Source organism: Agrobacterium tumefaciens, from assembly GCF_009649785.1.
GTDB lineage: Bacteria > Pseudomonadota > Alphaproteobacteria > Rhizobiales > Rhizobiaceae > Agrobacterium > Agrobacterium tumefaciens.
In genome coordinates this window covers 130869-144045 of sequence record NZ_WJOK01000004.1, presented here as the reverse complement: position 1 = coordinate 144045, position 13177 = coordinate 130869, and the positions used below count along the sequence as shown (strand labels likewise).

General features: G+C 58.5%; 12 protein-coding genes. All 12 read left to right on the top strand.

Going from position 1 to position 13177, the window contains the following annotated elements; genetic code table 11:
• Complete coding sequence (locus GH784_RS05925; RefSeq protein ID WP_035199278.1) at window positions 1-1332, top strand: NAD(P)/FAD-dependent oxidoreductase; 1332 nt, start codon at window positions 1-3, stop codon at window positions 1330-1332.
• Window positions 1333-1472: 140 nt separating this feature from the next.
• Window positions 1473-3134: a peptide ABC transporter substrate-binding protein gene (locus GH784_RS05920; protein WP_025596018.1), complete on the top strand. Its 1662-nt coding sequence runs from the start codon at window positions 1473-1475 to the stop codon at window positions 3132-3134.
• A gap of 124 nt (window positions 3135-3258) precedes the next feature.
• Window positions 3259-4209, top strand: a complete 951-nt coding sequence (locus tag GH784_RS05915; RefSeq protein ID WP_013761327.1) for an ABC transporter permease — start codon at window positions 3259-3261, stop codon at window positions 4207-4209.
• A gap of 42 nt (window positions 4210-4251) precedes the next feature.
• Window positions 4252-5142, top strand: a complete 891-nt coding sequence (locus GH784_RS05910) for an ABC transporter permease (protein ID WP_003517690.1) — start codon at window positions 4252-4254, stop codon at window positions 5140-5142.
• A 12-nt stretch (window positions 5143-5154) separates the two neighbouring features.
• Complete coding sequence (locus tag GH784_RS05905) at window positions 5155-6480, top strand: NAD(P)/FAD-dependent oxidoreductase (RefSeq protein WP_111804116.1); 1326 nt, start codon at window positions 5155-5157, stop codon at window positions 6478-6480.
• A 59-nt stretch (window positions 6481-6539) separates the two neighbouring features.
• The gene (locus tag GH784_RS05900; protein ID WP_153793293.1) at window positions 6540-6881 is read left to right on the top strand and encodes a cupin domain-containing protein; all 342 of its coding nucleotides are present in this window, start codon (window positions 6540-6542) and stop codon (window positions 6879-6881) included.
• 418 nt (window positions 6882-7299) lie between these two features.
• Window positions 7300-8208, top strand: a complete 909-nt coding sequence (locus GH784_RS05895; protein WP_003517687.1) for a LysR family transcriptional regulator — start codon at window positions 7300-7302, stop codon at window positions 8206-8208.
• A 147-nt stretch (window positions 8209-8355) separates the two neighbouring features.
• Window positions 8356-9138: a carbon-nitrogen hydrolase family protein gene (locus GH784_RS05890; protein ID WP_003517686.1), complete on the top strand. Its 783-nt coding sequence runs from the start codon at window positions 8356-8358 to the stop codon at window positions 9136-9138.
• Between the two features lie 15 nt (window positions 9139-9153).
• Window positions 9154-9819: an RraA family protein gene (locus tag GH784_RS05885; RefSeq protein WP_153793272.1), complete on the top strand. Its 666-nt coding sequence runs from the start codon at window positions 9154-9156 to the stop codon at window positions 9817-9819.
• Between the two features lie 62 nt (window positions 9820-9881).
• Window positions 9882-10922, top strand: coding sequence for an ABC transporter substrate-binding protein (locus GH784_RS05880; protein WP_112650519.1), 1041 nt, complete (start codon window positions 9882-9884; stop codon window positions 10920-10922).
• A gap of 299 nt (window positions 10923-11221) precedes the next feature.
• Window positions 11222-12295 (top strand): ABC transporter ATP-binding protein, encoded by a 1074-nt coding sequence (locus GH784_RS05875; RefSeq protein ID WP_019566397.1) that lies wholly within the window; start codon window positions 11222-11224, stop codon window positions 12293-12295.
• Complete coding sequence (locus tag GH784_RS05870; RefSeq protein WP_003517681.1) at window positions 12292-13170, top strand: ABC transporter permease; 879 nt, start codon at window positions 12292-12294, stop codon at window positions 13168-13170. The genes GH784_RS05875 and GH784_RS05870 overlap by 4 nt, the downstream gene beginning before the upstream one ends.
• Window positions 13171-13177: the final 7 nt, after the last annotated feature.

Here is a 13177-nt window from a genome sequence, read left to right as displayed (position 1 = left end):
ATGCCCGGTCCTTATGTCGTTCCCGTCCATGGCGATGCGGAATTGCCGAAAGAAGTCGATGTCGTCGTCATTGGCGGCGGCATTATCGGCACCTCCACCGCGCTTGAACTCGTCGATCAGGGGCTGCGTGTTGCGCTTTGCGAAAAGGGCGGTATCGGCCACGAGCAGTCGAGCCGCAACTGGGGCTGGGTGCGCATTTCCCGCCGCGATCCACGCGAGGTGCCCTTGATGGCAGAATCGCTGCGCATCTGGGCGGATCTCAATCGTCGTACAGGGCGGGAGACTGGTTTTAAGCGTTCCGGCATCGTCTTTACATGCGCAAACGAAAAGGAATTTTCCGAGCACGAACGCTGGAACCGCAATCTGGAAGGCTACCAGATTGAAAGCCGCATGCTGAGTGCAAAGGAATTCAAGGCGAAATATCCTCATTCCAACATGGATGTCGCCGGTGCGCTCTATACTGCCGGTGATTGCCGGGCCGAGCCGCAGCGCGCCGCGCCTGCCATTGCGGAAGCTGCCCGCGACCGCGGCGCCTTCATCCTGACCGAATGCGCCGTGCGCGGTCTGCAGCTTTCCGGCGGCAAGGTGTCTGGTGTCGTGACAGAGCGCGGTGAAATTGCCTGCAAGGCGGCGGTCATGGCGGGTGGCGCGTGGTCCAGCCTGTTTCTCGGCAACAACGGTCTCGATCTGCCGCAGCTCAAGGTCATGAATTCCGTGCTGCGCACAAAGCCGCTGGAAGGCGGTCCGGAAGAGGCAATCTGGTCGAACGGTTTTGCGATCCGCAAGCGTCTCGACGGCGGATATACGATCGCTAACGGCTTCCAGAACATCGTCGACATCGTGCCCGCATCTTTCCGTTATGCACTGAAATTCCTGCCGGCTCTGCGGCATGAGTGGCGCTCGCTCGACCTGCGCCTGACTGGCCGCTTTTACGATGAATGGCGCATTCCGCGCCGCTGGGCGCTCGATGAGGCTTCGCCCTTCGAATATAATCGCGTGCTCGATCCCGTTCCGGCCATGGACATGACGGACGGCGCCTTTGCCAAGCTGAAGAAAGCCTTCCCGGTCTTCGAAAAGGCCGAAATTTCGCAGCGCTGGGCGGGCATGATCGATGTGACGCCTGACGCTATTCCGGTCATCGACAATATCGACGCCATTCCGGGCTTTCATGTTGCAACCGGCTTTTCCGGCCATGGTTTCGGCATCGGCCCGGCGGCTGGAAAACTCATGGCTGATATCGTCACAGGCCGCAATCCGATTGTCGATCGTCGCGATTTCCGTTTCAGCCGCTTCAGCGACGGCTCGAAGATCGAGCTGGTCAGCGGCTTTTGAAATGAGAAGCCCGGCGGTCAGGTGCCGCCGATCCTTTTGACGCATGAGGCAGGCAACTGCTGATGGGAGTAGTACCGCCCAAAGAGGCGGAAGCAAAAATAATCGTCGTGTTCAACCATCGGATCAAGGGGAACTAAAAAATGTCCGACCAGAACAAGCCGCTTATCAATACCACCCGCCGCCAGGCACTCGGCCTTTTGGCGCTCGGCGCATCCGGCGTCGTCCTTTCCGGTCTTCCGGGTTTTTCCCGCGCCATGGCGCAGGACAAGGCCGCCAAAGGCCAGCTCACGGTCGGCTTCTCGCAGGAGCCTACCGTGTTCAATCCACATATGCCGCATATTGAAGTAGACGAAGGCATCCATTTCAGCATCTTCGACCCGCTGTTTTATGTCGACGAGAAAGGTGCCTTCGTGGCAGCTCTCGCCGCCGAAGTGCCGACGGTCGAAAACGGCGGCATTTCCGCCGATGGTCTCAACTGGAAGGTCAAGCTGCGTGACGACGTCAAATGGCACGACGGCAAGCCGTTTACCGCTGAAGACGTGAAGTTCACGCTTGAACTTCTGGTCGATCCCAACTTCCGTTCATGGCGCAAGACCGGGCACGAATTCGTAAGGGATTTGACCGTGGTTTCGCCGACGGAAATTACCTGGAAGATGGAAAAGCCATTCGCGCCCTATCCCTCGATCCTTGCTTCCACATTTATTACGCCGAAGCACCTCCTAGGTGCGGAAGCTGACCGCAATACCGCCGCCTATAACAACGCGCCGGTCGGAACGGGCGCATTCAAATGGAAGGAGCGGGTTGCGGGTGACTACATTCTGCTCGACGCCAATACCGATTATTTTGGTGATGGCCCGCATATAGAGCGTCTGGTCTACAAATACGTACCCGACCTGAATGTGATGTACACCCAGTTCAAGACCGGCGACATAGACGTGGTGGGCCTGCAATGGATCACACCCGACCATTATGACGAGGCCAAGGATCTCGCCGGCAAGGTGGTCAACGTCGTGCCGGGCTCGACGATTGAATCCCTCTCGTTCAACATGGAACGTCCACAGTTCAAGGAGCCGGCGGTAAGAGAGGCGCTTTATGCGGCGATCGACAAACAATCGATCATCGAGGCACTTTATTACGGTTTGCCCACACCCACTGAAAGCTACGTTCCGCAGCAGTCTTTCTATTACAATCCAGATCTTCCCAAGCATGAATATTCCATCGAGAAAGCTAAAAAGCTGCTCGACGATGCGGGCTGGGCGCCCGGGGCGGACGGCATACGCGCCAAGGATGGCGTGAAGCTCGCCTTCACCTGCTCCACGACAGCGGGCAATCACATCCGCGAACAGGTTCAGCAATACATGCAGCAATCCTTCAAGGATATCGGCGTGGAGATGACCATTTCGAACCTGCCGCCAGCTGTCATGTGGGGTGACTACTGGATGCTGTCGAAGTTCGATTCGGTTATCGTCGGGCTCGACTTCCTGACCGGCCCGGATCCCGATACCTCCGACTTCTTCCGCTCGACGTCGAGTGCTGCAAAAGGCGGCTCGGGCCAGAATACCTGGCAGTTCGTCAACAAGGACGTCGATGATCTTCTGGCCAAGGGCGGCAGTCTCTTCGTGCCGGAGGAGCGCAAGGCCGTCTACCTGAAGATTCAGGAGATCATGCGCAAGGAACTGCCGCTGTTGCCACTGTTCCAGTACGCAACAGTGCGTGGTCACAAGCAGGGCGTCGAAAACGTGAAGCCAAACGTCAATAACCGTATCGATACCTGGAACGTTGCGACCTGGCGTCTGGCGTAAAGCCTACCGCAGACAGGGCTTTATGCCCGATCCATGTGAAGTGCCGGCTTTGAAGCAGCCGGCACTCTGACGGCTATTCGTGGATGGTGCTAGCCAGTTCCACGATGCGACCTGGAGTCTCATCATGCTGACCTTTCTTCTCCATCGGATATGGCAGAGCCTCGTACTTCTGCTGCTTGTCTCGATCATCGGTTTTGCCATCCTCAACCTCGCGCCTGGCGGGCCATTGTCGCAATTTGCCCTGACGCCCGGCATGACGCGGGAGGCGCTTGATCGCATCGCCCACCAGATGGGTCTCGATCGACCCTTGCCGGTGCAATATCTCGAATGGGCCTGGCGCCTGCTGCAAGGCGATTGGGGGAAATCCTATCGCGACCAACGTCCGGTTCTCGATATCATCTCCGGGCATTTGTTTGCGACCCTGCTGTTGATGGTCTCATCAACCGTCGTATCCATCCTTGTCGGCACCTGGATCGGCATCAAGGGGGCGACCAAACGTTACACGCTGTTCGATTACACCGCCACGGTCGGGGCCATGGTCGCGCTTTCAATTCCAACCTTCTGGTTCGGGCTGGTGGCCATCTATGTTTTCGCGCTCAGGCTAAAATGGCTGCCGGCGGGCAACATGTATACGATCGGCGATCAGTCTTTTTATGACTATGCAATTCACCTGATCATGCCGAGCCTGGTACTCGCCCTCGTCAACATCGCCGTCTGGAGCCGCTACATGCGGACTGCGACGCTTGACGTCATCAATCAGGATTTTGTCCGCACCGCCCGCGCCAAGGGGCTGACCCCGCGCCGGGTTCTGATGAAACACGTCGTCGGCAATGCACTTCTGCCAATGATTACCCTTGCCGGTCTGCAGCTCCCGACGATTCTCGGCGGCGCCCTCGTAACGGAGACGGTCTTTACCTGGCCCGGCATGGGCCGCCTGTTCCTCGATAGCCTTGGTTATCACGACTACCCTGTCGTGATGGGGCTCCTGATGTTTTCCGCAATTCTCGTGCTCATCGGAAGTCTGCTCGCTGACCTCATGGTTGCTCTCGTCGATCCCCGCATCCGGCTCGGATAGAGCCGGATCGACGAAACGCCGCACTCAATCGAAGGAAAGACCATGTCCGCTGCAACCCTCCATCCCTCACAGGCCGCACCGCGGTTTCACTGGTGGCAGAACCGCACGCTGCGCCGTTTCGCCCGCCACAAGCTTGCTGTGCTCGGCCTCATCATGATCACCGTCATGATTTTCGCCTGCGTGGTTGGGCCCTATCTCTTGCCTTACGATGAATTGTTCATCGATCTGCGCGCCCGTTTTGCCCCGCCGATGACCGGTTACCATATTTTCGGCACCGATCCGCTCGGACGCGACATAGCCGCGCGCCTTTTCAATGCCGGCCGCATTTCACTGCTGGTCGGGTTTTTCGCCATGGTGCTGTCGACACTGATCGGCACCATCATCGGTGTCGTTGCCGGTTATTATGGCGGGCGCATCGGCGCTATACTGATGCGTTTCGTCGATGCCTTTCTGTCTTTCCCGAGTATTTTCCTGCTTCTCGCTCTGGCTGCTTTCGTCAAACCGAGCCCGTTCATGATCACGGTTATCATTGCCGTCACGAGCTGGATGGAAATTGCCCGTCTGGTTGAAGCGGAAGTACGGTCTCTGCGCGAACGCGACTTCGTCATGGCAGCCCGTATGCTGGGCCTGCCCAATGGCTGGATCATGTTCCGGGAACTGCTGCCGAATGCTGTCGGCCCCATCATCGTTGCCGCGACCCTGACGGTTGCGCGTGCCATCCTTCTGGAAGCCTATATCAGCTTTCTCGGTTATGGCATTCAGCCGCCGCTGCCGAGCTGGGGCAATATGCTGAACGGAGCCCAGCAATATCTCGACAAGGCGCCCTGGCTCGCCATCGTGCCGGGAGTCGCCATCACGCTTGCCGTCACCAGCTTCAATTTCATCGGTGATGGGCTTCGTGATGCGCTCGATGCGCGCAGCGACCTGAACTGAAGGTTTCGGTAGATGGTTTCGTTCTCACCCTTTGACGTGACACTGTGGTATGCGACCGCAGCTTCAGCACCGCATACGGAGCCTCTTTCGGGTCGCGTGCAGGCCGATGTCTGCATCGTCGGCGCGGGTTATACCGGTCTGACGACCGCATTGGAGCTGGCGAAAACCGGCATCAATGTCGTGCTTCTGGAGCGGCAGGAAATCGGCTTCGGCGGTTCGGGCCGCAATGCCGGACATTGCACCCCGACCTTTACCCATTATAGCCTGCCAGAGCTGCGCAGGATGCTGGGTGAGCCCTGGGCGGAACGGCTGATCGAACGGCAGACGCGGGCGAATGACCGCGTCTCGAGCATGATCCGCGACTATCAGATCGACTGCGAATGGGTACAGAACGGTTATGTGATGGGCGCACCGCATAAGGGCGCCATGGATGAGATCAGGCGCAAGGTCGAGACCTATAATGCTGTGGGCGCGAAAACCCGGCTGCTCGACCGTGACGAGGTGGAAGCGGTCACCGGCAGTCCGCGTTTCGACGGCGGCTGGCTGCACGAAGAGGCAGGTCACCTCAATCCGCTCGGTTACGCCCGCGGTCTCGGCCGTGCTGTCATCCAGGAGCGCGGAAAGATATTTACCGGCTCGGCGGTGACGGGTTGCGAACGCGACATAACCGGAGGCTGGAAGGTCAAGACCGATCGCGGAGAAGTGGTCGCGTCGAAAGTGATCTTTACCACTGGCGCTTATACGGTTGGTGGTTGGCCCAAGCTGGATCGGACGTTCAAGATTCAACGCGTGTTCGTGGCCGCCACGCAAATTTTGTCCGAAGAGACCCGCCGGACCGTCCTGCCGCAGAACACGACCATTCATGATGGTCGCGGCGATATCTACGTCTACAAATACAATGCCGAAGGCCGGATCGTCGCATCGATGTTTCCCATGGGACGCCGCGGCCACGACATGGCCTATACGAGACAGGTCATGAGCGAACGGCTCAAATGGCTGCATCCAAAGCTCCGGGAAGAGATCCGCTGGGAGTATTTCTGGTTCGGCGAACTCGATATGCAATATCGCACCGTACCGCGGTTTTATGGTCTGGCGCCGGGCGTTGTGGCTTTGACCGGTCTTTCGGGCCGTGGTGTGCCGACCGGCTCGATGCTCGGTTCCATTCTTTCGGAATGGGCGCTTGGCAAGCCGGAGAACGAGCTTGCCCTGAAGCTGGAACCACTGAAGGCAGCTCCCTTCTTTATGGGTTTCGCACCCGCAATGGCGCTGCGTTACTACCGGCTGCGCGACAACATATCCACGAAACTAGCTGGGGCGGAACTGCCACCCCATGCCTGAACCGGCGCGGCCACAAGGTCCACGCCAACATTGACAAAGCAAGGAGAATTCCCGTGACAATGCCGATTTTCAACATTTCCGATGACGTGGATCTTGTTCCGGCCATGCCCGCCGAAGGCCGTGAAGGCGGTTCGTATCGTCGCCAGATATGGCAGGACCAGATCGAAAATGGCACAATCGTCGCAGTCTGGAAGGCCGAGCCCGGCATCTACAATTATCCGGGTCGTGACCTCGAGGAAACTTTTGTCGTCGTTGAGGGTGAGGCTATGTATTCGCAGGCCGAAGCCGAGCCGGTGAAGATCGGTCCCGGATCGATTATCAGCATCGCCAAGGGCGTGCCAAGCCGCCTCGAAATCCTGTCGCCGTTCCGTAAGCTCGCAACTGTCATCCCGAAGCCGTGAGGTTTGAGGGAGGGGTGCCTGCAGACTTAAGGCAGGCTGTGTCCTGTATGCGGGGCACGAAGATTGAGGTCTCGCCGGTCTGTCTTTCGTCACAGCGATCCGGTGCGACGCTGATGGCCCGACAATCAAAGATTTAAAGAAACAGGGCTCCGAGGAGACGCAGAGCCCTGTTTGCGTTCAATGGTTTGGGAAGCAGCTGGTGCAAAACAGGCCACTCATTTGAAACATCCTTGTGACCGTTATCCCTTTTCCCAGCCCCAGCCGGTGCGAAAAAGCGGTGCCAGGGCCAGGGCGTTGATCCCTTGCTTATGGGGGCGTGCATCGGACATACTTGCACTCGAACCACAAAGGGCCAAGGGCAAGACGAGCCAGCGACGTTAGTGCCGGCTCGCGGAGCCATGCGGGAAGATTTTACCTCATGAATACGCGATTTCTCGAAACTTTCCTCTGGGCTGCACGACTGAACAGCTTTTCGGCGGCCGCGGAACGGTTGAATACCACCCAGGCGTCGGTGTCCAACCGAATTGCCGCCCTCGAAAGGGAGCTTGGCGTCGTGCTTTTCACGCGCGATGTGCGCTGCGTCAACTTGACACCTGCTGGTCGTCTGGCGCTGCAGCATGCCGAAAAGATCGTCAATCTGACCGGTGAGTTCCGACAGATCGTGAGTAGCCGGGAGGCGCTGAGAGGCACCGTGCGCATAGGTGCTGCCGACACGATCGTCTATGCCTGGTTACCGCTGCTCATCCGCCGCATGAACGAACGTTACCCCGGCGTCAGCCTGGATCTGACCATCGACACCAGCCTGAAACTATCCCAGCGCATTCAAAACGGTGAGGTGGATGTCGGTTTCATCATGGGGCCGATCATGGCTGCAAATATCTACAATTCACCGCTCTGTACGTTCGAGTCCTGTTGGGTTGGCGCGGTTGAATTGCCGCTGCCGGAAACGGGCGTCACACTCGAAGATATCGCGCATTTTCCGTTACTTACCTTCTCGACAGGCTCGCAGCCACATCAGGCATTGCGCGCGTTGCTCGATTCTCACGGGTTGTCCGACAGCCGCATCTATAATTCCAATTCGCTGTCGATCATGACCCGCCTTGTGGCCGCGGCCGTTGGGGTGGGCGCTTTGCCGCGTGTGCTGGTGGACGGCATCATCAAATCCGGTGAGGCGCGTATTCTCGACATTAGTCCGTCAGTACCGCCCCTCACATTTCACACCGTTTATCAGGAGCGTGGCGACAACGCGATTGCCCGGGCCATTGCCGATATGGCGACGGAAATCGTCAGTGAAACCACCACGCAATGGATGACGGCTGCCGCCTAAATTTTGCGCTGCAGCGCAAAATGATTAATCTATAAGCTTACCTTATGGGTTTCGATAGAGTTTTTCCGTTTGTAATGAAAACAGTTCCCGTTCTTAATTCTCCTCGCAACATGAGAGGAGAGCAACGTGAAAGTCTCACTTGTTCAAATGAATACCCAGAATGACAAGGCAGAAAACCTTAAGGTTGCTGCCGATCTTATTGAGAAGGCAGTCAAGGCGGATAATCCTGACCTTGTTGTTCTTCCGGAATACTTCGCATTTCTTGGAGATAATCCCCAGGAGATGCATGAGAGCGGGGAGGAATTCCCTGACGGCGAGATTTACACGCTGCTCTCGGGGCTGGCCAAGAAGCACGCGATCACGCTGCATGCCGGCTCCATCGTCGAGAAGGAAGGCAATCGCTTTTACAATTCGACGCTCGTTTTCGGGCCGGATGGCAAACAGATCGCGCGTTACCGCAAGATGCACCTGTTCGACGTCGATACGCCAAACGGCATCAGCTACCGCGAATCCGACTCCGTTGCCCGTGGCGAAGAAGTGGTGACCTACAAGGTTGGCGACAAGACGGTCGGTTGTGGCATCTGCTATGATATTCGCTTCCCTGAACTGTTTCGCGCCCTGCGGGACAAGGGTGCAGACGTCATCGTTCTGCCAGCGGCCTTCACCCTGATGACAGGCAAGGACCATTGGGAAGTTCTGGCGCGCGCCCGTGCCGTCGAAACCCAGACCTACTTTCTGGCCGTCGGCCAGATCGGCACCCATGCGGGTGGCAAGAAGGCATGCTGGGGGCATTCCATGGTCATCGATCCGTGGGGCCACATCGTCGCCCAATGCTCCGACAGCGTTGGAACGGCCGGTGCCGTCCTTGACTTCGACTATTCGGCCAAGGTGCGCGCCAACGTACCGGTGGCGAACCACCACGTTCTCTGATCGGAGAAAGACTCAATGTTTATCGCCAACCCCATGCCCGAACAGATCGGTGCCGACATCATCGAGCTTCTTGAGAAGGTCGAAGTCGCAACGATCGGTCACGTGCTTCACTCCGGCTTCGTCGATCCTGAAATCCGCGCCGTCCTTCCGGGCAAACGTGTGGCAGGCACTGCCGTCACGCTGCGCATCCCCAATGCGGATTCGACCATGCTCCACTATCTGTCGCAGTTCGTGCGTCCCGGGGATATCGTCCTCATCGACCGTTGCGGCGATACCCGTCACGCCTGCTGGGGCGGTGTCATCACCAACACCATGAAGATGGCCGGCGTTAAGGCCGGGGTCGTTGATGGCCCGGCGACCGACTTCTCGGAGTTCGCCAAGGTCGACATGCCGATGTGGTGCCGTGGTCCTTCGCCCATCACCACCAAGATCCTCGGCCTCGAAGGCGCGATCAACGTTCCGATCAGCGTCGGCGGCCAGGTGATCAATCCGGGCGATGCGATCCTGTGCGATGAAAGCGGTGTTGTCGCTCTTCATCCAAGCCAGGCTCGAGGCATGGCTGAACGCGCCATCGGCATGCAGGAAGCCGAACTCGTGCTTCTGGAGCGCCTGCGCAACGGTGAGAAATTGCCGGACATTTCTGGCGCCAACAAGCTCGTTCAGGCCAAGCTGAGCGCCTGACATCGTCTTATGGGTGGCGGATCAGTCCGCCACTCCAAATAACAATAGAGGAGAACAGGACAATGAAGAAAACAATACTTCTGAGTGGGATTCTCATGCTCTGCGCGGCCGCTCTGCCGGCGCACGCCCAGCAGACCGTGACGTTCCTCGGCTATAGCGGCCTTTTCCAGGAGCGTTACACCAAGGCGGTCATCGAACCTTTCATGGCGGCTAACCCTGATATCAAGATCGAATATTTCCCGCAGCAGGGCTCTGCTGCAATGCTCGGCTCGCTGCGCGCCCAGAAGGCTGCGCCGCAGTCCGATATCGCTCTGATGGATGTCTCTGTCGCCAAAACAGGTACGGACGAAGGTCTGTTTGACAAGATCGACGAAAGCGTAACCAAGAATGTCGCCGACCTCTATCCTAATGCCCGCTTCGAAGGCGTGGCCGGGGTTGGCGTAACGTTCGACAATCTCGTGCTCATCTACAATACCGATGCCATCAAGACGGCTCCCGACAGCTGGAACGCTCTGAAGGATAGCGCCCTCAAGGGTAAAGTCGCCATGCTGAGCGCCCCCGATATCGTCGGTATCGGTACCACCATCATCATGGACCATATGAATGGCGGCACTGATTTCATCAAGAACATCGATGCCGGCATCAATGCGATGGCTGAAGTTGCTCCGAATGTGCAGACCTGGGAGCCGAAGCCGGAAGTCTATCCGAACGTTGTCAACGGCCAGGTTTCGCTAGGCGTGGGCTGGAACGCCCGCAGCCAGGTGAATGCTGACGGTTCCAAAGGCAAGATGAAGGTGGTTCTTCCGAAGGAAGGCACGATCCTCCAGATCAACACGCTCAACCTCGTCAAGGGTGGTCCGTCATCCGAGGCTGCGCGCAAGTTCGTTGATTATGCGCTGAGCCCGGAAGCCCAGGCTGCCTTTACCGCCGCCATGTATTATGCGCCGACCAATTCCAAGTCCTCTGTCTCTGCCGATGTGAGTGAGCGCACGGTCGTCAAGGCGATGGACAAGGTCATCCCGGTGGATTGGATTGGCCTCTCGAAGGTCCGTGACCAGATTACGCAGGACTGGCGCCGCAAGGTCATTCCCCTCAGCCGTTGAGACTTCTGCGCAGAGCGCAAAAAAAGAAAGGACTTCCGCGGCTCCCATGGCAGTCGCGGAAGCAGCACACCAAAACCCTCGGATCATCTCCTCTGTCGGCGCTGGGGCGGAAGAGGTGGGAGCCGACGCGGACATGCATGCCGAGCGGCCCCCAAGGCCTGCATCGGGGGGCACCGCGAAACGGCGCAGCGAATTTTCGCCGCGCTTGCGTAGATCAAGGGCCAAGGCATTTCCGATTCCCTGCGGGTCGGAGATGTTCTGGAGAAAGGCAAGAAGCCAGAATGGGAACTTCAGATACCATGCAGCCAGGATTCCTCTCGATTCGTTCACTGACCAAGCGCTACGAGACAATCGTCGCCGTGGATAATCTCAATCTCGAGATTCCCAAGGGCGAACTGGTTGCCTTCCTCGGTCCTTCCGGCTGCGGCAAGTCGACGTCGCTGCGCATGATTGCAGGCCTCTCTCCTGTCTCCTCGGGGTCTATCCTGATCGACGGCAAGGACGTGACGAAACTTGCGCCTTATAAGCGTGACATTGGCCTCGTTTTTCAGAGCTACGCGCTCTTCCCCCACATGACGGTCCTCAAGAATGTCATGTTCGGTCTTGAAATGCGCAAAGTGCCTGCTGCCGAGGCGGAACGCCGTGCCCGTGAGGCCATTGCCATGGTGCGTCTGGAAGGGCGCGAGGACCGTCGCCCCGCACAGCTTTCCGGGGGCCAGCAGCAGCGCGTCGCACTGGCGCGCGCCCTCGTCATCCAGCCGTCCATTCTCTTGTTTGACGAACCTCTTTCCAATCTTGACGCAAAGCTGCGCGACGAGATGCGCGCCGAGATTCGCCGTATCCAGAAACAGCTTGGCATCACTTCCATCTTCGTCACGCATGATCAGGTTGAGGCGCTCAGCATGTGCGACAAGGTCGCTGTGCTCAATGGCGGGCACCTGGAACAGCTTGGCACGCCGCACGATCTCTATGAGCGCCCGGCCACTGCATTCGTCGCCTCCTTCGTCGGTCGCACCAACAGGCTGGTCGGCAACGCCGCCGGTGACCGCATCACGGTTGGCGATGCGGTGCTGCGAGCGCCCGGTGCGCACAGCGGTAAGATCGACCTGATGGTACGGCCGCATCGCATGGCCATGACCGTCGCTGGCGACGCCGTCCCCGATTTCGACGGAGCGCCCGTCAATCGCATCGCCGGCGAAGTCCGCGATGTCTATTATGCCGGCGACATTCTCCACTACGAAATCGCCGCTGGCGGGCAGACCCTGTCCGTGGAGCGCGCGACGTCCGGCGGTGAAACGCCGGTCGCAGCAGGCAGCGCGGTCAGTCTCGTCTGGCGCGTGGAGGATACTCTGGTCTTCGGAGCAAACCGATGACGGCGGCGGTCATGATCACGGCTCCCGGTGGCCGTACCTCTTCCATCGTGTTTCTCGCAACCCTTCTTCTTGGACCCATCATTGCGGTCAACGGTCTGGCCTTCGTGTTGCCCGTCTTCAACCTGCTGCTGCTTTCCTTCCGCGAAAGCCTCGGCGGCGGCGGTCTCGGGGAAGCCCATACGCTCGACAACTGGTCGTCGACACTGACCGACGGTTTTTATATCGAGCTGATTGGTCAGAGCATCCTGACCAGCCTTATGATCACCGTTCTCACGCTGCTCGCCTCCTATCCCATCGCCCTCTACCTTCACCGGGCGCAGGGTCGCTGGAAAACGCTTTTGCTGGTGCTGGTCATTTCGCCGCTGCTCACCTCGGCGGTGGTGCGCACTTATGGCTGGATCGCAATTCTGGCGGATGACGGCCTCATCAACAACATCCTCTTCGCACTGGGCGCGCAAGGCGGGGTGCGTCTGCTGTTCAACAAGATCGGCGTCGTCATCGGGCTTACCGAAATCCTGATGCCCTATATGATCCTGGCGCTCCTCGCTGGCTTCGGCAGGCTTGATCCTCGCGTCGAGGAAGCTGCGGAAACGCTCGGCGCATCGCCCTGGAAAGTGTTCTGGCGGATCATCGTGCCGCTCACCATGCCCGGCGTGGCCCTGGGTTGCCTGCTCTCCTTCGTGCTGGCCGTCAGTTCGTTCATCACTCCCAAGCTGCTCGGCGGTGGCCGCGTCTTCCTGCTGGCAACGGAAATCTATGATCAGGCCATCGTGACGCTCAACTGGCCACTCGCCGCTACGCTTTCGATGATCATCCTCGTGATTTTCGGTGCCGCCCTGGTGCTCTATTCCCGGCTTCTGCGGGCCATTCTGTAAAGGAGAT